The organism is Streptomyces sp. NPDC050509 (assembly GCF_044457965.1).
Taxonomy (GTDB): Bacteria; Actinomycetota; Actinomycetes; order Streptomycetales; family Streptomycetaceae; genus Streptomyces.
Window position 1 is genome coordinate 258,211 of sequence record NZ_JBITHL010000011.1, and the last position, 20,631, is coordinate 278,841.

The following is a 20,631-nucleotide window of genomic DNA, read 5'->3' on the forward strand; positions in this document are numbered from 1 at the left end:
GCATGATGGTGTGCGTGGCAGTGTGGTTGTAGCTGTCGGTGTCGTCCGTACGGGGGTGCCGGTACCCGTACCTGTGCTGTACGTGTGCGTGCGTTGCTGCGTGTCGACCGGCCGGACGCCGGGCCACCGACACCTGGTCGGCATCGCTGGCTCGATGATGATTGGACATGATTCTGATCATGTCAATGGTCGTCCGGGGTAAGGCCATTCGCGTCCGGGCGGGGTTGCTGATGGCAATTGACCACGGGCGCCTCGGCGTTCGAGCGGGCGGAACAGCATCTCGCGGAGGGCGCGTCAGCTCTCCGCCGCGCGGCGGCGCGAGGGCACGGATGCCCCCTCCCGGCCCCGTCGTAAGGCCCTCAGGGCCGCCTCGTGGTGCCCGTACGATCCTGGCACCGTGCCCTTCAGGACACCTTGACAAGCGCGCCTTCCCCGTACACCCCGCGCCCCTCTGGTGTGCTGTGCCCCATGACGCCGACCTCCGCAGCGGGGCCGCTGCGCCGGATGACCGCGCGCAGCCGTACCGAGGCGCACCGCACCGCGACTCCGCTGGAACTCTTCTTCGACCTGTGCTTCGTCGTGGCGGTCGCCCAGGCGGGGGCGCAGCTCGTGCACGCGCTGGCCGAGGGGCACGCGGGCGCCGGGGTCATCGGCTACCTCCTCGTCTTCTGGGGCGTGTGGTGGGCCTGGATGAACTTCACCTGGTTCGCCTCCGCCTACGACTGCGACGACATCCCGTACCGGATCGCGGTCCTCGTGCAGATCTGCGGGGTGCTCGTCTACGCCGCCGGTGTGCCCCGGGCGTTCGTCGACGACGACTGGACGGTCACCGTCCTCGGCTATCTGGTGATGCGGGTGGCGCTGACCGCGCAGTGGCTCCGGGCGGCTTGGTCGGAACCCGCGGGCCCGGCCCGGCACACCGCCCTGCGGTACGCGGCCGGCGTGGCGCTCTGCCAGGCCGCCTGGGTGGCGCTGCTGGCCGCCCCTGAGCCCCTGAAGCGCTGGCTGTTCCTGGCCGGGGTCGCGGCCGAACTCCTGGTGCCGGTGGTCGCGGAGCGGGACCACCGGACGCCCTGGCACCCCCACCACATCGGGGAACGGTACGGGCTGTTCACCCTGATCGTGCTGGGCGAGACGATGTCGGCCACGACCGTCGCCGTCCAGGAGGCCCTCGACGAGGGCCGGGCGCTCGGGGAACTGCTGCCCCTCGCCGGCGGGGGCGTCCTCATCGTGTTCGCCGCCTGGTGGGTCTACTTCGCGGTACCCGCGCACGAGCGGCTGACCGGCAACCGGCAGGCCTTCCAGTGGGGTTACGGACATTTCGTGATCTTCGCCTCGGCCGCCGCGATCGGTGCCGGGCTTGAGGTGGCCGTGGAACACGCGGTCGGCAAGGCGCATGTCTCCGCGCTCGCCGCCGCCTCGGCCGTGACCGTACCGGCCGCCCTCTTCCCGTTCACGGTCTGGCTGCTGCACGCACGCCACTTCAAGACCGGCCCGGCCCAGCAACTCGTCCTGCCGCTCTCGGCGGTGGCGACGGCCGCCTGCACCTTCGCGGGCGCCTGGGCCGTACCGGCCGCCGGTCTGGTGGCGACGGCGACGGTCGCGGCGGGCGTGACGCTCGCCCGCCCTCGTGACGCGGGCACGTGAGCGGAGGCACGCGCGTGCGTGGCCGCCGTTGCCGAGGGCGCGGTGGCCGCTGAGGCGAGCGGGGAGCCGGCTGACGCCAGGAGCACGGTCCTCCGGGAGGGCAGATGGTTCATCGGCGCACCTCACCGGCCGGTTTCGGCCGTGTCGGCGAGCAGGCCCCGAAGGACGTACGGCATGACCCCGCCGTGGCGGAAGCAGTCGGCCTCACGGGCGGTGTCCAGGCGGACCCGGGCGGTGAACTCGCGGCCGTCGGAGAGGACGCGGGCCATGGCCGGGACATGTCCGGCATTGAGGGGCTCCGGCCCGGAGACGGTGATCGTCTCGGCGCCGGTGGGAGCCAGGTCCTGGGGGCCGCCGTCGACGGCCACCGCGCCGTCGCGTACCTCGTGCGGGGCCGTCCGCGACAGCGCCGTCCTCGCCGGCCCGGACAGAGGCATCCAGGCGCCGGGCGTCAACCCGCGCAAGAGCGGGAAAGCCGGCGCGGGCGCGCTCGACGTGCCAAAGAGCAGGCTCAGGTGGGTGGCCAGTTGTGGAGGGCGGCGTCCGCGACCCGTTGGAGTTCGTCGCGGGTGGCGCCCGTGGCCGCCTGGACTGCGATGCCGTTCGCCATGGTCATGAGGTAGTGGGCGAGGGTGTCCGGGTGGGCGCCGGCGGGCAGGTCGTTTTCGTCGATGGCTCGTTGGAAGCGGTCGCGAAGGTGCGCTCGGTTGTCGTTGCGCCACGCGGCGAGCGCGTCGCCGGCGCTCTGTCCGAGGTGGCCTGCGGCCAGGAAGCCCTGGACGCCGAGGCATCCGCTCGGACAGCCGGCCCGGGTGGAGGCATGGATGGAGCCGGTGAGGTAGGCGGTGGCCACCTCCCGGGCGGTGGGCTCCTGCAGTGCGCGGGCGCTGTAGGAGGCGGGGCCCTCGGCGTAGCGTTCCAGGGCCTTTCGGAAGAGGTCTTCTTTGTTGCCGAAGGCCGCGTACATGCTGGTCTTGGTGATTCCCATGGCTCGGGTCAGGTCGGTGAGGCTGACGCCGTCGTAGCCGTGTTCCCAGAAGACGACCATGGCCCGTTGCAGTGCCTCGTCGGTGTCGAACCCTCGCGGCCGGCCGATCGGTGCCCTGCTCGTAGCTTCCACGCTCCAGATCGTACTTCTTCTGTCCCGATCGGACCAGAAGTGCTACGGTCTTATTCTGTCCCGATCGGAACAGAAATAGGGAGAGGTCACATCATGGGAACGCTCGAAGGTAAGACGGCTGTCGTCACGGGTGGCGGAACCCGGGGGATCGGCCGGGCCACTGCTGCACGGCTGGCGGCCGAGGGGGCGCACGTGTTCATCACCGGCCGACGCGAGGCCGAGCTGAAGGAGGCGGTCGAATCCATCGGCTCCGCGGTCACCGCGGTGCCGGGGGACATCACGGACCCGGCCGATCTGGACCGGCTGTACGACCTGGTGCGCGAGCGGGGCCGGGGCCTGGACGTGCTGTTCGCCAATGCTGCCACCGCCTCGTTCGCGACGCTGGAGCAGATCACCGACGAGGACTTCGACCGCATCTTCGCGGTCAACGTCAAGGGCACGCTCCTGACCGTGCAGAAGGCACTCCCTCTCCTCAACGACGGTGCCTCGGTCATCCTGAACGCCTCCACGGCCGCCGACCACGGCACACCGGCGTTCGGCGCGTACGCGGCGTCCAAGGCCGCTGTCCGGTCCTTCGCGCGGACCTGGGCCAACGAACTCAACAGCCGGGGCATTCGTGTCAACGCGATCTCGCCCGGTCCCATCGACACCTCCGGCATCACCGAACTCGTCGGCGAGGAGAACTCGGCCGCCTTCAAGGCGGACATCGGCTCAAAGGTCGCCATCGGCCGGATCGGACGCCCGGAGGAGGTCGCCGCCGCGGTCGCCTTCCTCGCCTCTGCGGACAGCAGCTACATGATGGGCGCCAACCTGTACGTCGACGGCGGAGAGAACCAGATCTGATGCGGCCCGCGCGGCTCGGCGACGGCTGGTCCCGGAGTTGGCGCGCTGTCAACGTTCACTGATCGTCGGTGAGCGGCCCGCGCGACACGTCCCCGAGGCGCCCCGCCTCCACGATCCGGCGCAGGAACCGCCGCGTACGGTCCTTCTCCGGGGCGCCGAAGACCTCCTGCGGTGTGCCGCGTTCCAGCACCACGCCGCCGTCCAGGAAGCACACCTGGTCCGCGACCTCGCGGGCGAACCCCATCTCGTGGGTGGCCAGCACCATCGTCATCCCCTCGCCCTTGAGATCCCGTACGACCGACAGGACCTCGCCCACCAGTTCGGGGTCGAGCGCCGCCGTGATCTCGTCGAGCAGCAGCAGCCGTGGGCGTACCGCGAGGGCGCGGACGATCGCGGCGCGCTGCTGCTGGCCGCCGCTGAGCCGGTCCGGGTACTCCCGCGCCTTGTCGCCGAGGCCGAGCCGAGTCAGGAGTTCGCGGGCACGCGCCTCCGCCTCCTCGCGGGGGACGCCGAGGACCCGGCGCGGTGCGAGGGTGATGTTCTGGAGAACCGTCATGTGCGGAAAGAGGTTGTACGACTGGAACACCACGCCGATCCGGCGGCGCACCGCGTCGGCGTCGGCCCGTGGGTCGGTGATCTCCGCCCCGTCGAGGAAGATCGCCCCGTCGTCGATCTCCTCCAGCAGGTTCGCGCAGCGCAGCAGGGTCGACTTGCCGGAGCCGGAGGCCCCGATCAGCGCGGTCACGGTGTGCGGGGCCACGTCCAGGGTGACGTCCCGCAGCACGACCCGGTCCCGCCCGAAGGTCTTGCGCACGGACTCCAGACGCAGCACGGGAGGGGCGCCGCCCCCGCTGTCCGGCGTGTCCGGCGCGGGTGCGGGGGTGATGTCCGGGGCGTCGGCGGTCATACGGTCCCTCCTTGCGCGCGGCGGCGGTCCATCCGGGCGGTGACCCAGTCCGTGAAGCGGGTCATGGGGATCGTCAGCGCGACGAAGACGAGCCCCGCGACCACGTACGGCGTGTAGTTGAAGTACTTTCCGGCGATGATCTGCGCCGCGTACACGGCGTCCACGGCCCCCGCGATCGAGACGAGGCCGGTGTCCTTCTGGAGCGACACCAGATCGTTGAGGAGCGGCGGCACCACCCGCCGTACCGCCTGCGGGAGCACCACGTACCGCAGTGTTCTGGAGCTGGACAGCCCCAGCGAACGGGCCGCCGCCCGCTGCGAGGGGTGTACGGACTCGATGCCCGCGCGGAAGACCTCAGCGACGTAGGCCGAGTACGTGAGCACGAGCGCGGTGCCGCCGAGGAGCACCGGATCGGTGGTGACACCCTGGAGCCGCAGCGCCGGCACCCCGAACACGACCATCAACAGGCAGATGATCAGGGGCAGTCCACGGAAGAAGTCGGTGTACGCGGCGGCCAGCGCGCGGACCGGGAAGAAGACCGGGCCGCGCAGGGTGCGGGCGACGGCGAGCAGCAGCCCGAGGACGAGGACACAGATGCCGCAGACCGCCAGCAGCCGCAGGTTGAGCAGCAGTCCGTCGAGGACCCGGGGCAGCGCCATCCGGGCGTACTCGGCGCTGAAGAAGGTCTCGCGGGTGCGCTGCCAGCCCGGCGACCCGGTGATGACGACGAAGAGGACGGCGCCCGTCACCAGCGTGGAGAGCGCGGCGATCGCGGTGGCGCGACGGGCCCGGGCGCGCTTGTACCGTTCGCGGGCGAGCCGCCGCGCCGACGGCGTGTACGGATCCCCGTCGTGAGGCCCGCCGCGCGCACCCTCGTTCGCCGGTTCCCCGCCGCCGCCCTTCGCCACGCGTACGCTCCCGCCGGTCACTTGAGGACCGGCGCGTCGACGGCGTCGGAGAGCCACCGCTTCTCCAGCGCGGCGAGGGTGCCGTCCGCGCGGAGCGCGTCGACCGCCCGGGTGACGCACGGGGTCAGCGCACTGCCCTTGTCGAGTACCAGCCCGAACTGCTCGGCCTTCCCTGAGGAGTTGGCGAACTGTCCGACGACCTTCGCGTCGGGGACCTCGGCGGAGGTGATGTAGAACGCGGTCGGCAGGTCGACGACGATCGCGTCGACCTGCCCGTTGCGCAGCGCGGACTTGGCGAAGTCGTTCTTCTGGAAGACGGCGGGCTGCCGCGTCGGCTTGATGATCCCGTCGACCGTGTCGAGGCTCGTGGTGCCGACCTGGGCACCGAGTTTCGCGCCCTTCAGCGCCTCGGCGCTCCTCGCTCCCGCGTACGGGGACGACTTCAGCGCGACGACGGCCTGGCGGACCTCGTAGTAGCCGGAGGAGAAGTCGACGGCCCGCTTGCGCTCGTCGCTGATGGAGACCTGGTTGAGGTCGAAGTCGAAGTTCTTGGCGCCCGGTGCGAAGGAGTTGTTGAACGGGACGGTCTGCCAGACGACCTGGCTCCTTCCGTAACCGAGGGCCTTGGCCACGGCGTACGCGACGGCGGACTCGAAGCCCTTGCCGCTCGCCGGGTCGTCGCCCTGGAACCAGGGCGCGTACGCGGGTTTGTCCGTGCCGACCGTCAGCTTCCCCTCGGTCTCGGTGGCGAGCCCGCCCGAGGCACAGGCTGACGCGGAGGCGCCGGCCTGCGTACCGGCGGCCGACGGCTCCTCCTGCGGGGCACACCCCGTGGCGGCGGCGACCGTGAGGGCGAGAAGGGTGACGAGAGGACTCCGGGCGGTGAGGCGCATGGCGGGAGAGTGCCACCGTCCGGGGGGATCTGTCGAGATCACAGCGTTGCGTGCGGGTGAATTCCGCGCCGGACGCCGCAAAAGGGTTTGCCGGGCGATCGGGGGACTGCCAGGCTCCTCGGATGACAGCAGCCCGAGTCGAATTGCTGACCCGCCAACTCGACCTGACCTGGTCCTTGTTCGAGTACTACCTGCGGGAGCTGGACGACGACGCCTGCCTCTGGGAGCCGGTGCCGGGCTGCTGGACCGTGCGCCCCGACGGCCGGGGGAACTGGGTGGCCGACTGGGAGACACCGGAGCCCGACCCCGCCCCGTACACCTCCATCGCCTGGCTGACCTGGCACATCGGCTACTGGTGGACGACCACCCACGCCCACTGCTTCGGGTCCGGCGCGCCCGCGCGCGAGGAGATCACCTGGCCGGGGGGTGCCGACGCCGCCGCCGACTGGCTGCGCGGGCTGCGGGACGAGTGGCGCGCGGCGCTGCTCCCGCTCACCGACGCCGATCTCGACTCCACCGAGCGGACCGCCGGGCTGCCCTGGGGCGAGGGACTGGCCCTGGTGGACGTGGCGGGCTGGGCCAACTTCGAACTGGCCAAGAACGTCGCGGAGATCGGCCTGACCCAGCGCTTCCACGCGGCACGGACCGACTGACCTGCCGACCTCTTTCCTGACGGGCTTTCCGGCGGTGCGGCCCCGCACCGCCGGAAAGTCTTTTCTTCTGAGCGGCAGATCTTTTGACGGATCATGGGAAAGTTTCACGGATTCGTTCCGAACCTCTGGACAGCCCTCACGCGGCGTCCTAATGTCTCGGCCCACCGGACAAGTGTTTCGCCGCGGTAACACCGCAGCCGCCCGGCGTTCCCTCGAACGCCCTCCACCGCACGAGTCTTTCCACGTCTCTCCCCCCACGGCCGGGTCGGTTCCTGACCGAACCCGTCCCGAGGCGCTGCGCGCCCGCCGCCCCGGCGGTCGCACGCTCACGCACTGTGCAGCACCCCCGTCGACGTACGGGGTCACGGCCGCGCCACCGGCACGGCCGTCACCGCAGCGGAAGGGAACGACATGAAGGTACGCACGTTCATCGCCACGGCCTCGCTGGTGGCCTCCGGAGGAATCGTCGCCTTCGCCGGCTCCGCGCAGGCCGCGCTCTACACCACCTGCGTCGGGGACGGCGGCGCCGTCACCGTCAGCGGCGACCTGGTCGTACCGGCGGGCAAGTCCTGCACCCTGACCGGAACGAAGGTCAAGGGCACGGTCACCGTCGAGGACGGAGGCGACCTCGTCGCCGCGGGAGCCACCTTCAACGGCGCCGTCAACGTGGGCGACAACGCCTATCTCGACCTCACCGACACCACCGTCAAGGGCACGCTGACCACCCGCGCCGCCTTCGGCGCCCACCTCCAGGACAGCACCGTCAAGGCCGGCGTCACCGCCACCGAGGGCTTCGTGTACGCCGTCGACTCCACCCTCGGCGGGACCGTCAGAGCCGAGTCGGGCGAGCTGTACGTGTCGGGCTCCACCCTCAGCGGGGCCCTGACCGGGGACCGTAACCAGTACACCGACGTGTACGACACCACCGTCAAGGGCGCCCTCACGGTCAGCGGGAACACCCTGGGCGGTGTTCTCTGCGCCAGTGAGGTCCAGGGCAACACCGTGTACAAGAACAACGCCGACGCCCTCCAGCTCGGCGGCGAGGGGCTGCTCGGCTCCTGCCGGGGCGCCACGTACCTCGGCGGCGATCTCGCGGTCACCGGCAACACCGCGAACGCCGTACTCGACAACACGATCGTCCGGGGCGCGCTCACCGCCACCGGGAACACGCCCGTGCTCAAGGTCGGTGACCTGGCCCGGGTCCGTGGTGGAATCACCGGCGAGACCGCCCCGGCGGCCTCGTCCGCCCGCTCCGCCAAGGTGGCCGCGCGGGACCGCGGGAACGAACTCGCCGGGAAGGCGGCGGAGCGCGCGGCCGAGGCACGGGCCGACGCCCACGCGGCGGGCGACTCCCGGCTGAAGTGAGCCCCGGCGGCTCATGACGGCACACCGGGCGCCTCGCCCGGTCCGTACACCTCGCCGGTCCGTACGCCGCCGGTGCCCCGCCGGTACGTACACCGCCCGGCGGCCTCGCCCTGTCGGCGCACCTCGCCGGGTCCGCACGCCCCCCCGCACCCGCTTCCCCGCCCACACCGCCACCTCCCCGTGACGGACACCCCCCGCCCATCCCCTCAGGAGTGACCATGGGCCATTCTTCGCGCAAGTCCTTCGACCGCAGGGACTTCCTGCGGGCCACCGCCGGCACCACCGTGGCGCTCGCCGCCGCCTCCGTCACCGGGGCCACGGCCGCCTCCGCGGCCCCGGCTCCGCGCACCGCCGCCGGCGGGCTCACCATTCCCCAGGACCGCATCGGCATCCAGCTCTACAGCATCCGCGACAAGGTCGCCTCCCTCGGCTTCGCCGTCGTCTTCGCGGAGCTGTCCCGGATCGGCTACCGCGAGGTCGAGTTCGCCGGATACACCCAGGACACCGCCATCCTGGGCCGGCAGATCACCCTCCCCGAGATCCGGAAGCTGCTCGACGACAACGGGCTGCGCGCCGTCGGCAGCCATGTCGGCATCGGCAATCTCCGCACGAACCTCCAGGCCGAGCTGGACGCCGCGCAGATCCTCGGCATGCCGCACGTCGGGACGGCCAACGCGCCCTCGAACCTCAACACGGTCGCGGGCTACCGCGCCGCCGCCGACGAGTTCAACGTCTGGGGCGCGGCGGCCACCGCCCGCGGCCTCAAGCTCTACCAGCACAACCACGCGGGCGAGTTCGCCTTCGCCACCGACCAGCCCTCCGTACGGCTCTACGACGTCTTCCTCAAGAACACCGATCCGCGCCATGTCTATCTGGAGCTGGACATCTACTGGGCGTACGTGGGCCAGTACCGCTTCCCGGGGTTCGACCCGGCCGCGTACGTCCGCAACCAGCCCTACCGCTACCCGCTGTTCCACATGAAGGACGGCGACGCCAACCCGGCCAACGCCAACGGCTACGACATCGTCGAGTTCGGCGCCGGGGACCTGCCGTACGAGCGGTTCATCCGCGACATCGGCCCGCGCGCCGCCCACATCGGCATCTGGGAGCAGGACACGGCGCCGAACACCCTGCCCAACCCGCCGGGTTCGCTCGGCGCCGCCGCACGCAGCTTCGCGGCGATCGACCAGCTCCTGCGCTGAGACCCCGCCCGCCGACGACCGAGGAGACGCATTCACCGTGCACCGTTCCCTGAGACGTCTGATGGCAGGGGTCCTGCTCACCGCCCTGCCCGCGCTGGGACTGGTGGGGCTCGCCCCCGCCGCCCAGGCGCACGAGAACCATGAACACGCCCTGGACTGGGCGAACTACGAGAAGGCCACCCTCACCAAGGACACCGGCGAACCCATCGACCTCGCCGTCCTGCCCGACAGCCGGGTGCTGCACACCGCCCGCAACGGCGATCTGCGGCTCACCGACCCCGGCAGCGGGGTGACGAAGGTCGTCAACCACATCGACGTGTACCAGAACTCCGAGATGGGGCTCCAGACCGTCACCCTGGACCCGGACTTCGCCACCAACCAGTGGGTCTACCTCTACTACTCCCCGCCGCTCGACACTCCGGCGGGCTCCGCCCCGCTCCAGCTCCCCGCCGGGCAGACCGACGCGTACTGGAAGCAGTGGGAGGGGTACGACACCCTCACCCGGTTCAAGTGGACCGGCGACAAGCTCGACCTGTCCACCGCCCAGGAGATCATCCGCGTCGACAGCAACCGGGGACAGTGCTGCCATGTCGCCGGTGACGTCGACTTCGACGCGGACGGCAACCTCTACCTCTCCACCGGCGGGAACACACCGGCGTCCGGACCCAACGTCAACGGGTACACACCGATCAACGACGCGGCCGGCTACAACCCCGGTCTGGACGAGCGCCGCGGCGCGGGCAGCACCAACGACCTGCGGGGCAAGATCCTCCGTATCGACGTGCAGGACGACGGGAGTTACACCGTCCCGGACGGCAACCTCTTCGCGGCCGGCACCCCGAAGACCCGCCCCGAGATCTTCGTGATGGGGCTGCGCAACCCCTTCCGGATGACCGTGGACCGGGCGACCGGCGCCGTGATGTGGGGCGACTACGGCCCCGACGCGGGCACCGCCGACCCGAACCGCGGACCCATGGGGTACGTCGAGTGGCAGACCACCACCAAGCCCATGAACGGCGGCTGGCCCTACTGCACCGGTGACAACACGCGCCCTTACCGTGACTTCGACTTCGCCACGCTCACCCCGGGACCGGCCTTCGACTGCGCCGCCCCCGTCAACGACTCGCGCTGGAACACCGGCGCGAGCGTGCTGCCCCCGGCCACCCCGGCCACCCTCTGGTACGGGGACAAGGACACCGACCAGCCCTGGCCCGAGCTGACCGCGTTCCGCGGTCCCGGCGGCCCCGGCGGCCAGGCCCCGATGGCGGGGCCGGTCTACCACTACGACGCGGACAACCCGGCCCCGGGCAAGTTCCCCGCGTACTGGGACGGCAAGGCGTTCTTCGGGGAGTTCTCCCAGGACTACGTCGCCGCCCTCACCCTCGAAGGCCCCGACGGGCCCGTCAGCAAGCTGGAGAACGTCCTCCCCAACAGCGAACGGTCCGAGAACGGCATCCCGCCCTGGGACAACCCGATGGACCTGGAGTTCGGCCCCGACGGCGCGCTCTACGTCCTCGACTACGGTGACGGCTTCTTCCGCCAGAACCCCGACGCGGGCCTCTACCGGATCGACTACGCCGAGGGCAACAAGGCGCCCACCGCCGTGATCAAGGCCGACCCGACCTCCGGACAGGCCCCCCTCGCGGTCAGCTTCAGCGCCACCGGCTCCAGCGACCCGGAGAACGGCGCCCTCACCTACCAGTGGGACCTGGACGGCGACGGTGTCTTCGACGCCACCGGTCCCACGGCGAGCCGCACCTACCCGGACAACGGCCAGTTCCAGGCCCGGCTGAAGGTCACCGACCCGCAGGGCAAGACCGGGCTGACCAGCCGCCAGATCACCGTCGGCAACACCGCGCCCACCGTGAAGATCACCTCACCGCCGGACGGGTCCTTCTTCACCTGGGGCGACGCCGTGCCGTACGCGATCTCCGTCGACGACCCCGAGGACGGCGCCACGCCCGACTGCGCCAAGGCCGCCTGGACCTTCGGCCTCGGACACAACCAGCACGGTCACCCGGTCAACAGCGGCACCGGCTGCGCGGGCGCCGTCGTCACGCCGACCGACGCCGGACACGGAGACACCGAGAACGTCTTCGGCGTCCTCGGCATCACCTACACCGACAAGGGCGCGGGCGGCGTCCCGCCCGCCACCGGGGACGCCCAGGTGATCCTCAACCCGGCCCTCATGCAGGCCGAGCACCACGACTCCGCCGAAGGGGTCACCGTCACCGAAGACACCACCGCGTCGGGACAGCGCAAGGTCACCTCGTTCGACGCGGGGGACTGGATCGCCTACGATCCGGTCTCCTTCGCCGGCATCACCGGGGTGAAGACGCGCGCCTCCGGCGCCGGAACGCTGGCGCTGCGCTGGAACGCCGCCGACGCCGCGCCGTTCGCCACCGTGACCGTACCGGCGGGCGAGGGCTGGCAGGCCGTTACCACCCCGCTGCCGAACGCGCCCACGGGCACCGGACAGCTCTACGTCACCACCTCCGGAGGCGTGGACCTCGACTCCCTGGCCTTCCAGGGCGCGGGCGTCGCCGACAGGACCCCGCCGAAGGCCACCGCCACCCTCGACCCGCCCCGGCCCAACGGCGCGGGCGGCTGGTACACGAGCAACGTGTCGCTGAGCGTCACCGCCACCGACAACGGCACGGTCAGCAGCCGCCAGTACTCGGTCGACGGCGGTACGACCTGGCTGTCGGCGAACGCCGCCGTCACCCTGTCGGCGGAGGGCACCACCACCGTCCGCTACCGGGCCACCGACAGCGGCGGCAACGTCTCCGAGACCGGCAGCCTGACCGTACGGATCGACCGCACCGCACCCGCGGTCACCGTCACCGGCCTCGACGCCGACGGGGTGTACGGGGACTCCCAGCGCCCGAAGCCCGTGGTCACCGCCACCGACGCGGTCTCGGGCGGGGTCACCACGACCACCACCCTGGACGGCGCCGCGATCACCCCGGGGCAGCCGCTCGACCTGTGGCGGCTCCCGCTCGGCGGCCATGAGCTCACGGTGAAGGCCGTGGACCGGGCGGGCAACACCACCACGAAGACGGTGCGCTTCACCACCCGTACCTCCTTCGGTGACCTCGCCGCGCTGATCCCGCGCCTGCACGGCGACGGACTCGTCACGGACCAGGGCCGGCAGCGGCTGACGGTCCGGCTCGACCAGGCACGCGCACACGCCGAAGCGGGCAGGACGAGCCAGGCCGGAGCCGTACTGGACGCGTTCGCCACCGCCGCGGGCGACCCCGCGCTGGTCCCGGACGCGGCGGCGCGCGCGGCCCTCGTCAGGGACGCCCGGGCCGTGAAGGGAGGACTGGCCGGCTGACGGCCAGAAGCACCGTGGAGCTGCCCCGCCCCGGCGGGGCAGCTCTGTGCGAGTTTCGTCAAGATGTACGCAACTTCTGCCACGTTGTGGAAAAGTGACGGTCGGAGGAAGTGAGCCTGTGAGCATCCAGTACCGCGTTCTGTCCCTGCTACGGGACAACGGCCCACTGTCCCGCGCCCAGTTGGCGGGCCGGCTGGAGGTGCCGCGCCCACGGCTCCTCGCCGAACTCGACCGGATGCTTGCCGCCGGCAAGGTCCTGGAGGCGGGCCCCGCCGCCTCGCGCGGCGGACGACGCTCCACGCTCGTCCAGCTCGACCCCGGACTCCGGTTCGCCGCCGTGGACCTGGGCGCCAGCTCGCTCGACATCGAGATCACCGACGGCGAACTCGAACCCGTCGCCTCCTACTCCGAGGCCGCCGACATCCGCTCGGGGCCGGTCGCCGTACTGAACCGGATCAGCGAACTCCTCCACAAACTGGCCGCGCAGGGCCACTGCGCCCGGCTCGACGCCATCGGCATCGGCCTGCCAGGACCGGTCAGCTTCCGGGAGGGCGTCCCCGTCTCCCCGCCGATCATGGTGGGCTGGAACCGTTTCCCCGTACGCGACACCCTCGCCCGGGAGCACGGCTGCCCCGTGGTCGTCGACAACGACGTCAACGTGATGGCCCTCGGGGAGCAGCACAGCGGGGTCGCCCGGTCCGTCGAACATCTGCTCTTCGTCAAGATCGGCAGCGGTATCGGCTCCGGCATGCAGCACCACGGCCGTATCTACCGGGGCGCCGAGGGGTGCGCCGGCGACATCGGCCATATCCAGGTCGAGGCGGACGGGCCCGTCTGCACCTGCGGCAACACCGGTTGCCTGGAGGCGTACTTCGGCGGGGTCGCCCTCGCCAGGGACGCCACCGAGGCCGCGCGCTCCGGCGACTCCCCGGCCCTCGCCGAACGGCTCGCGGCCCAGGGGACACTGACCGCCGTCGACGTCGCGGAGTGCGCCGTCGGCGGCGACAACACCTGCGTCAACCTCATCAGGGCCGGCGGCCACCGGGTCGGACAGGTCCTCGCCACCCTGGTCAGCTTCATGAACCCGTCGATGATCGTGATCGGCGGCGGACTCTCCGGACTCGGCTACCTGTTACTCGCCGAGATCCGCAGCGTCGTCTACCAGCGCTCGCTGCCGCTGGCCACCGGCAACCTGCCGATCGTCATGTCCGAACTCGGCCCGCGCGCCGGGGTCGTCGGCGCGGCGCTCCTGGCGAGTGAACTCGCGTACGGCGAGGACGAGAAGTCCTGAGCGCGGCACCGACGACCCCGGCGTACGGGCGGGACCTCAGCCTCCGGCGGGCCCGGCGGGCACGGACGGCGCGGTGGGCTCGGCGGACTTGGTGAGCCCGGCAGGCTCGGCGGGCTTGACGGGCTCGGCGGCTGCTTCCGCCTGGGGCGGGACCCCGGCCCCTGCCTCCACCGCCTCCTCCGTCTTCGCCACGACCGCGACCGGCTCCTTCCCGTCGAGTACGCGCACGGCGCGCTCGGTGTCCAGTGCGCCCTCCCACCGCGAGACCGCGAAGACCGCCACACAGTTGCCGAGCAGGTTCGTGGTGACGCGCATCGAGTCCATGATCCGGTCCACCCCGAGCAGCAGCGCCACCGCGCCCGCCGGGATCACGCCCAGCGCCGACGCCGTCGCGGAGAGCGCGAGGAACGCCGAGCCCGGCACGCCCGCCATGCCCTTGCTGGTGAGCATCAGGACCAGCACCACGGTGACCTGCTGGCCGAGGCTCAGATCCACCTCGACGGCCTGCGCGATGAACAGCGTGCCGATCGACAGGTAGATCGAGGCACCGTCGAGGTTGAACGAGTACCCGGTGGGCAGCACCAGCCCGACCGCGTCGTCCCGGCACCCGGCGGCCCGCAGCTTCTGCATCATGCGCGGCATGACGGTCTCGCTGGAGGCGGTGCCCAGCGCGAGCAGCAACTCCTCACGGGTGTACCGGACGAACTTCCACAGACTGAGCCCCGTGACCACCTTGAGGGCGACCGCCAGCAGGAGCAGGAAGAGCAGCGCCACCCCGTAGCAGAGCGCGATCAGCTTTCCGTACGTCTTCAGCGCGCCGAGCCCGTACTCGCCCACGAGATGGGCGGTGGCGCCGAAGACGGCCAGCGGTGCGAGCCGCATGATGAAGCCGACGACCGCGAAGACGACCTGCTGCGCCTGCTCGACGGCCGGGAGGATCGCGGGGACCTTCGTTTTCCCGAGGTGCAGCACCGCCGCGCCGACCAGACAGGCCAGGACGAGGACCTGGAGCAGCGAGTTCTGCGCGAAGGCGCCGACCGCGCTGTCCGGCAGGGCCTCCAGGATGAACTGGGAGGTCGAGGGAAGCTCCCCGCCCCCCGTCCTGCCGTCCACGGCCGACGGGTCGAGCGAGGCAGGGTCGACGTTCATGCCCGTGCCGGGACCGACGAGGTTGGCGGCGACCAGACCGAGCAGCAGCGCCGCCGTCGTGGCCACCTCGAACCAGATCAGCGCCTTGACGCCGATCCGTCCGAACCCCTTGAGGTCGCCCGCCCCGGCTATGCCCACCACGACGACGCAGAAGACGAGCGGGGCGATGACGGCCTTGATCAGGCGGATGAAGCCGTCGCCCAGCGGCTGGACCGCCGTGGCCGCGTCCGGCCAGAGCCGGCCGAGCAGGATGCCCAGCACCAGGGCGAAGACGACCTGCGTGAACAGCGAGGTACGCAGGGATCCGGCCGCGCGCCGGACCAGGGACGGGGACGTGTGCGGCACAGTCACTCTCTCCAGCTCCACTCAGCTCTTCTCAGAGAGCTTCTGTTGCGTTCTGTCATGCGGAAGATCTTTTCCGATCGCTGCTCACTATGGCCGGGCCCGTATTTCCGATGGAGGGCCCTGTGTTACGGCCAGGAAAAAATTGCGGATCTTGCCCCCCGCGGTACGTCGGGATGTGGTTCGGGAATCCGGACGGCCACGTGCGGGCCGCCCGCCGCCCTGGCCGACCGGTTGCCCCGTCCTGGCCGATCGGCCGACGGGAATGGCCGATCGGCCGGTGGAGATGGCCGGTCGGCCGACGCGCGGACCCGGGACCCGGGCCTAGCGTCGGTGGTCACAGGCCGGACCACCGGCCACCGCACCCAAGGGGGGACCTTTCCGATGACCGAGCCGTCGACACCCACCACAGCCGGTACACCCGCCGACACCGTCCACACCACGGAGTTCGAGAACGACGTCGTCGAACTCCTCACGGAGACCGCGCGCGAGGCCACCTCGTGCGAGAGCCGGACCGCAGGCACCGAACACCTGGTGCACATGCTCGTCATGGGCGAGACGACGGCGGGCGAGGCGATCGCCCCCGGAATACGCCAGGCCGGCGGCCTCGGCGGCATCATCCAGGCCCTCACCTTCCCCGACAGCAAGCGGCCCTGGGCGCACGACGACACGGCCGCCGCCCCCGATCCCCTCCCGGCCCACTCCGGCGACGAGGCCGAGGCCGACGCCGTGTGGCGCGAAGCCACCTGGCGCGCCGCGCAGAAGAAGAAGCGGGGTGGCGCCCCCGAGGCGGGCACCCTCCCGCCCGAGCCGTCCGAGGCGCTGCGCGCCTGCCTCCTGCGCGCTCTGCGGCTCGCCCGCCTGGAAGGAACGCCGAGCGTCCGGTGCAGGCATGTGGCCCGCGCCCTGCTGCAACTCCCCGACAGCCGGGCGCTGGAGGCCATGACGCTGCAACGGATCGACAAGGCCGCCGCGTCCACCGCACTGGACACCCTGGACGCGGGAGCCGCCGCGGATCCGGACTTCCCGGAGCCTCCGAGCGTCCGGGGCATGCGCGGTACGGGCGTGCTGGACGGGGGCGGCGGGCTCTCCCGCGTCCTCCTGTCCTGGATGTTCCGCAGCGGCCCGGACGGCGACGGGATGCTCACCACGGTGTTCCTGGAGGCCGAGCGCCAGACCGTACGGCGCGGACACGGCGTGGTCGAGCTGACGGATCTGCTGCTGGCCGTCATGGCGCTGGACCGGGCACTCGCCGTCACCGGCCGCTCGTTCCCGGAGACGACCGCCGCCGTCAACGAGGCCGCGGCGCTGCTCCGTACGTACGGCGCCCGGCCGGCCTCCCTGGCCCGCGCGGCGAGGGCGGGCGTGTCCGCCCCGGTCCCCGGCCCCTTCCCCGCCGCCACCGAGGTGCCGCGCTCGCCCGCCGCCGAACGCGCCCAGTCCGTCGCCCAGCTCACGGCGGCCGAGCAGGGCTCCACCACGGCCGGAACCGTACATCTCCTGGCCGCCCTGCTCGCCGACGACGAGGGGGAGGCCGCGCGGCTGCTGCGCGCCGAGGGCGTCGACGTGACCGCGCTCAAGGACCGGCTGAGCCCGAGCCCCGGCGCGTGAGGACGCGAACCCGCCGTCCCCCGGCCGGTCGGACGGGCGCTACGGTCCCGGGGGGAAACACGACGAGGAGCGAGGCGAAGGTGTCGGGGACACACATAAGGGACCGGGCCCGCAGGGGCCTGCGGAAGGCACGCGGCGTCGCCCGGCGCGAGGTGGTGGAGTGCGCGGCGGCCCTCCGCGCGGCTCGCCGCCGCACCGTCGTCACCGAGGCGCTGGCCTGCGCCCTGGTCGCCGCCCTCGCCCTGATCCCGCTCACCTTCCTGCCCGAGGAACTCTCCCAGGACCGGCCCGTCCTCGCCGCCCTGGAAGGGCTGTGGACGGTTCTCCTGGTGCTCGGGCGCCACCGCCACCCCGCGCTCGTCGTGGCCGCCACGGCGCCGCTGCTCATCGGCTCCAGCGTGTGGATCCTGGTGGCGGTGCCCCTGATCGTGGTGTCCGCCACCCGCCGCGTCACCTCGCGCCGCGCCTGGCAGGCCGTGGGCGCGGCCTGCGCGCTGGCCGTCGTCCTGGGGGTGGCGGACGGCCTGGTGACCGGCGGCCGGATCAGCGGCGACCTGGCGGCCGAATCCCTGACATGGCCCCAGATACTGGCGGGCGACGTGGTCTCGCTGGTGCTGCTGCTGGGCCTCCCCGCACTGGCCGGGACCCTGCTCGGGCAGCGGCGTCCGCTCGTCAGCCTGCTGCGGGAGCGCAACGCCTATCTGGAGCAGGCCCGTTCGCTGACCGCCGTGGCGGCGCGGATGGAGGAGCGGAACCGGATCGCGGGGGAGATGCACGATCTGCTCGGCCACAAACTGAGCCTGATCTCGGTGCACGCGGGCGCGCTGGAAATGGCCGCGGCCCGGCAGGCGCCGCCGCTGGCCGGGCAGGCCGAACTGCTGCGTACCACCGCAGGTACGGCGATGGAGGAACTGCGCGAGATCCTGGGGGTGTTGCGCCGGGCGGAGCTTCAGGACCCCACCGCGGACCCCGGGAGCCGCCGGGGCACCCGCGAGGACATCACGGCCCTGGTGGCCGAGTCCGGGCGGACGGGCATGGCCGTCACGCTCGACTGGTCGGGACCCGACACCACCGACGCCGCCCCGCAGGCCCGTCAGGCGTTGCACCGGGTGGTGCGCGAATCGCTGACCAACGCGCTCAAGCACGCGTCCGGCGCGCCCACCCGGGTGGAGGTCCGCCCCGCGGACGGCCGGATCGCGGTCTCCGTCACCAACGAGCGCCCCCGGGTGGCCCGTCGGCCGCAGCCCGGGAACCGCAGCGGGCTGGTCGGCCTGGACGAGCGGATCGCGCTGCTCGGCGGCTCGTTCGGGGCGGGCCCCGTCGCGCTCGGCGGATTCCGCGTCGAGGCCCTGCTGCCCGCACACCCGGAACAGTCCGCTCATCCGGACCCGTTCGCGCACCGGGAGCCGTCCGCGCACGCGGCGCGCCCCGGGCGTCCGGGGGAGAGGGCCGGGGAGACCGCCGGGGCGTACCCCCCGCTCTCGACCGCCGTGCTGACCTGGCCGCGAGTGCTGGGCGCCGGTTGCGCGGCGGCGTTCGTCATCCTTCCCACTGTGGCCTTCCTCGTCATTCTGCTGGTGGTGGCGGTCGTAGGATGAGGCGATGATCCGAGTCCTCATCGCCGACGACGAGACCCTGATGCGCGCCGGCATCCGGCTGATCCTGGAGAACGCGGAGGACATCGAGGTGACCGCCGAGGCCGCCGACGGCCGTGCGGCGGTCACCGCCTGCCGGGGCCAGGACATCGACGTGGCGCTGCTCGACATCCAGATGCCCGGCACGGACGGCATCGCCGCCGCCGAGGAGATCGCCAGGACCTCGCCCCGTACCCACGTGGTGATGCTGACGGCCTTCGGCGAGGAACGGAGCGTCACCCGGGCGCTGCGTGTCGGCGCGACCGGCTTCCTGCTCAAGGACACGGGCCCGACCGAGCTGATCCGTTCGGTACGGCTCGCCGCGACCGGCGAACCCGTACTGGCGCCCCGGATCACCCGGCAGCTCCTGGAACGGCACGTACGCTCCGGCCACGAGACCGAGGCCGCCCTGCGCAGGACCGACGGACTGACGGCGGCCGAGCGCGACGTCCTGCGGCTGCTCGGTACGGGCCTGTCGAACGCGGAGATCGCCGATCAACTCCATCTGAGCGCCAGTACGGTCAAGGCGCACATCAGCCGCATCCTGACCCGCACCGGCTGCGCCAACCGCGTACAGGCCGCCGTCCTGGCCCACGATGCGGGCCTCCTCACCGACGGCTGACACTCCCTCCGGCCCTCGCCCCAGGCCGGGTGGTCAGAACGCGAGGAGCACCTTGCCCGACACCGACGCGTCGGCGGCGACGCCGAACGCCTCCAGCGCCTCGTCGACCGGGAAGGTGTGGGTGACGACCGGGCCGATGGCCAGGGAACCGTCGGCGATCGCCGCGATCACCTCGTCGATCTCGTCGTTGAACCGGAACGAGCCGACCAGACGCAGTTCGCGGGTGATGGCGTGAGCGATCGGCACCGGCTGGTCGCCCTTGGGCAGCAGGCCGACCATGACCACCGTGCCGCCCCGGGTGGCCCCGGCGAGGGCGGAGGCGAGACCACGGTGGTTGCCGGAGGACTCGATCACGACGTCCGCGTCCACCGCGGCGATGGCCGCGGTGTCGGTGGCGTCGAGTGTCCGTGTCGCTCCGACGGCGGTCGCGATGGAGCGGGGTTTGGTGTGGAGGTCGACCGCCACGATCTCCGCGGCGCCGGCGCGTGCGGCCACGGCGACGGCGAGCGCGCCGATGGGACCGCTGCCGACGACGAGGACGCGCTTGCCGCCGAGGTCGCCGGCCTGCGACACGGCGTGCCAGGCGACGGCGGCCGGCTCGGCCAGCGCCGCGACGCGGAGGTCGATCCCGGCGGGCAGTGCGCGGAGCATTCCCACGGGCAGCACGATCTCGCGGGCGAAGGCCCCCTCGGTGTGCGGGAAGCGGGCGGCCGAGCCGAGGTAGCGCACCCCGGGGGAGAGGTTGGGCCGGTCCCCCGGGAAGCGGACGTCGGTGTGTTCGTGCGTCGCCGGATGGACGGCGACCGGGGTACCCGCAGCGGGTCCCGAGCCGTCCGAGGCCTCCCGTACGACCGTGCCGACCACCTCGTGCCCGAGGATCATCGGTGCCCGCAGGACGGACTCCCCGACGGCGCCGTGCCGCCAGTAGTGGAGGTCGGAGCCGCAGATGCCGCCGTAGGCGACGGCGACGACCGCCTCGCCGGGCCCGGGGGACCGCACGGCGACGCGTTCGACGCGCAGGTCGTCCGCACCGTGGGCGACGACAGCCGTGGTGGTGTGCGGTGTCATGAACGATTCCCTTTCTCGGACGATGACAGTCGACGACTC

General features: G+C 72.1%; 17 protein-coding genes. 10 read left to right on the forward strand and 7 right to left on the reverse strand.

Features of this window, described 5'->3' with window-relative positions; translation table 11 throughout:
- Window positions 1–468: 468 nt before the first annotated feature.
- On the forward strand, window positions 469–1,647 hold the full coding sequence (locus ACIBJC_RS29965; RefSeq protein ID WP_399297772.1) for a low temperature requirement protein A: 1,179 nt from the start codon (window positions 469–471) through the stop codon (window positions 1,645–1,647).
- A gap of 122 nt (window positions 1,648–1,769) precedes the next feature.
- Here ACIBJC_RS29965 and ACIBJC_RS29970 read toward each other — a convergent pair whose 3' ends face one another.
- Window positions 1,770–2,084 (reverse strand): hypothetical protein, encoded by a 315-nt coding sequence (locus ACIBJC_RS29970; protein ID WP_399297774.1) that lies wholly within the window; start codon window positions 2,082–2,084, stop codon window positions 1,770–1,772.
- A 74-nt stretch (window positions 2,085–2,158) separates the two neighbouring features.
- Entirely contained in the window at window positions 2,159–2,767 is a 609-nt protein-coding gene (locus ACIBJC_RS29975; protein WP_399297776.1) for a TetR/AcrR family transcriptional regulator, read from the reverse strand.
- Between the two features lie 93 nt (window positions 2,768–2,860).
- Between ACIBJC_RS29975 and ACIBJC_RS29980 the strand changes: the two genes are divergently transcribed.
- The gene (locus ACIBJC_RS29980) at window positions 2,861–3,610 is read left to right on the forward strand and encodes an SDR family NAD(P)-dependent oxidoreductase (RefSeq protein WP_399297778.1); all 750 of its coding nucleotides are present in this window, start codon (window positions 2,861–2,863) and stop codon (window positions 3,608–3,610) included.
- 55 nt (window positions 3,611–3,665) lie between these two features.
- On the opposite strand, the gene ACIBJC_RS29985 is transcribed toward ACIBJC_RS29980, so the two are convergent.
- Genes ACIBJC_RS29985 through ACIBJC_RS29995 form a run of 3 tightly spaced genes read right to left on the reverse strand, consistent with a single transcriptional unit; the run spans window position 3,666 to window position 6,318 of the window.
- A complete protein-coding gene (locus ACIBJC_RS29985; protein ID WP_399297780.1) occupies window positions 3,666–4,517 on the reverse strand; it encodes an amino acid ABC transporter ATP-binding protein in 852 nt (283 codons plus the stop codon).
- The gene (locus ACIBJC_RS29990; protein ID WP_399297782.1) at window positions 4,514–5,425 is read right to left on the reverse strand and encodes an amino acid ABC transporter permease; all 912 of its coding nucleotides are present in this window, start codon (window positions 5,423–5,425) and stop codon (window positions 4,514–4,516) included. Before ACIBJC_RS29990 ends, ACIBJC_RS29985 begins: the two co-directional genes overlap by 4 nt.
- Before the next feature lie 17 nt (window positions 5,426–5,442).
- On the reverse strand, window positions 5,443–6,318 hold the full coding sequence (locus ACIBJC_RS29995; RefSeq protein ID WP_399297784.1) for an ABC transporter substrate-binding protein: 876 nt from the start codon (window positions 6,316–6,318) through the stop codon (window positions 5,443–5,445).
- A 122-nt stretch (window positions 6,319–6,440) separates the two neighbouring features.
- On the opposite strand from ACIBJC_RS29995, the gene ACIBJC_RS30000 reads away from it, so the two are divergent.
- From ACIBJC_RS30000 to ACIBJC_RS30020, 5 genes are all read left to right on the forward strand, one after another.
- Window positions 6,441–6,971 carry a DinB family protein gene (locus tag ACIBJC_RS30000; protein WP_399297786.1) on the forward strand — a complete coding sequence of 177 codons (531 nt, stop codon included), beginning with the start codon at window positions 6,441–6,443 and terminating at the stop codon, window positions 6,969–6,971.
- A gap of 411 nt (window positions 6,972–7,382) precedes the next feature.
- Complete coding sequence (locus ACIBJC_RS30005) at window positions 7,383–8,336, forward strand: hypothetical protein (protein ID WP_329825419.1); 954 nt, start codon at window positions 7,383–7,385, stop codon at window positions 8,334–8,336.
- Between the two features lie 218 nt (window positions 8,337–8,554).
- The gene (locus ACIBJC_RS30010; protein ID WP_399297788.1) at window positions 8,555–9,538 is read left to right on the forward strand and encodes a sugar phosphate isomerase/epimerase family protein; all 984 of its coding nucleotides are present in this window, start codon (window positions 8,555–8,557) and stop codon (window positions 9,536–9,538) included.
- Window positions 9,539–9,575: 37 nt separating this feature from the next.
- Window positions 9,576–12,875, forward strand: a complete 3,300-nt coding sequence (locus ACIBJC_RS30015) for a PQQ-dependent sugar dehydrogenase (RefSeq protein WP_399297789.1) — start codon at window positions 9,576–9,578, stop codon at window positions 12,873–12,875.
- A 118-nt stretch (window positions 12,876–12,993) separates the two neighbouring features.
- Window positions 12,994–14,166 (forward strand): ROK family protein, encoded by a 1,173-nt coding sequence (locus ACIBJC_RS30020; RefSeq protein ID WP_399297791.1) that lies wholly within the window; start codon window positions 12,994–12,996, stop codon window positions 14,164–14,166.
- A gap of 36 nt (window positions 14,167–14,202) precedes the next feature.
- Here the strand turns inward: ACIBJC_RS30020 and ACIBJC_RS30025 are convergent, their stop codons facing one another.
- The gene (locus ACIBJC_RS30025) at window positions 14,203–15,660 is read right to left on the reverse strand and encodes a cation:dicarboxylate symporter family transporter (RefSeq protein WP_399297836.1); all 1,458 of its coding nucleotides are present in this window, start codon (window positions 15,658–15,660) and stop codon (window positions 14,203–14,205) included.
- Window positions 15,661–16,041: 381 nt separating this feature from the next.
- Between ACIBJC_RS30025 and ACIBJC_RS30030 the strand changes: the two genes are divergently transcribed.
- From ACIBJC_RS30030 to ACIBJC_RS30040, 3 genes are all read left to right on the forward strand, one after another.
- On the forward strand, window positions 16,042–17,268 hold the full coding sequence (locus tag ACIBJC_RS30030; RefSeq protein ID WP_399297793.1) for a Clp protease N-terminal domain-containing protein: 1,227 nt from the start codon (window positions 16,042–16,044) through the stop codon (window positions 17,266–17,268).
- Between the two features lie 80 nt (window positions 17,269–17,348).
- Window positions 17,349–18,866, forward strand: coding sequence for a sensor histidine kinase (locus ACIBJC_RS30035; RefSeq protein ID WP_399297795.1), 1,518 nt, complete (start codon window positions 17,349–17,351; stop codon window positions 18,864–18,866).
- A 4-nt stretch (window positions 18,867–18,870) separates the two neighbouring features.
- Window positions 18,871–19,524: a response regulator gene (locus tag ACIBJC_RS30040; protein ID WP_399297797.1), complete on the forward strand. Its 654-nt coding sequence runs from the start codon at window positions 18,871–18,873 to the stop codon at window positions 19,522–19,524.
- 33 nt (window positions 19,525–19,557) lie between these two features.
- Here ACIBJC_RS30040 and ACIBJC_RS30045 read toward each other — a convergent pair whose 3' ends face one another.
- Window positions 19,558–20,592, reverse strand: a complete 1,035-nt coding sequence (locus tag ACIBJC_RS30045; RefSeq protein WP_399297798.1) for a zinc-binding dehydrogenase — start codon at window positions 20,590–20,592, stop codon at window positions 19,558–19,560.
- Between the last annotated feature and the right edge of the window lie 39 nt (window positions 20,593–20,631).

Coding starts and splice junctions, on each gene's coding strand:
- ACIBJC_RS29965 (WP_399297772.1), top strand. CDS start 469: ATGACGCCGACCTCCGCAGCGGGGCCGCTGCGCCGGATGACCGCGCGC.
- ACIBJC_RS29970 (WP_399297774.1), bottom strand. CDS start 2,084: ATGCCTCTGTCCGGGCCGGCGAGGACGGCGCTGTCGCGGACGGCCCCG.
- ACIBJC_RS29980 (WP_399297778.1), top strand. CDS start 2,861: ATGGGAACGCTCGAAGGTAAGACGGCTGTCGTCACGGGTGGCGGAACC.
- ACIBJC_RS29985 (WP_399297780.1), bottom strand. CDS start 4,517: ATGACCGCCGACGCCCCGGACATCACCCCCGCACCCGCGCCGGACACG.
- ACIBJC_RS29995 (WP_399297784.1), bottom strand. CDS start 6,318: ATGCGCCTCACCGCCCGGAGTCCTCTCGTCACCCTTCTCGCCCTCACG.
- ACIBJC_RS30000 (WP_399297786.1), top strand. CDS start 6,441: ATGACAGCAGCCCGAGTCGAATTGCTGACCCGCCAACTCGACCTGACC.
- ACIBJC_RS30005 (WP_329825419.1), top strand. CDS start 7,383: ATGAAGGTACGCACGTTCATCGCCACGGCCTCGCTGGTGGCCTCCGGA.
- ACIBJC_RS30010 (WP_399297788.1), top strand. CDS start 8,555: ATGGGCCATTCTTCGCGCAAGTCCTTCGACCGCAGGGACTTCCTGCGG.
- ACIBJC_RS30030 (WP_399297793.1), top strand. CDS start 16,042: ATGACCGAGCCGTCGACACCCACCACAGCCGGTACACCCGCCGACACC.
- ACIBJC_RS30040 (WP_399297797.1), top strand. CDS start 18,871: ATGATCCGAGTCCTCATCGCCGACGACGAGACCCTGATGCGCGCCGGC.
- ACIBJC_RS30045 (WP_399297798.1), bottom strand. CDS start 20,592: ATGACACCGCACACCACCACGGCTGTCGTCGCCCACGGTGCGGACGAC.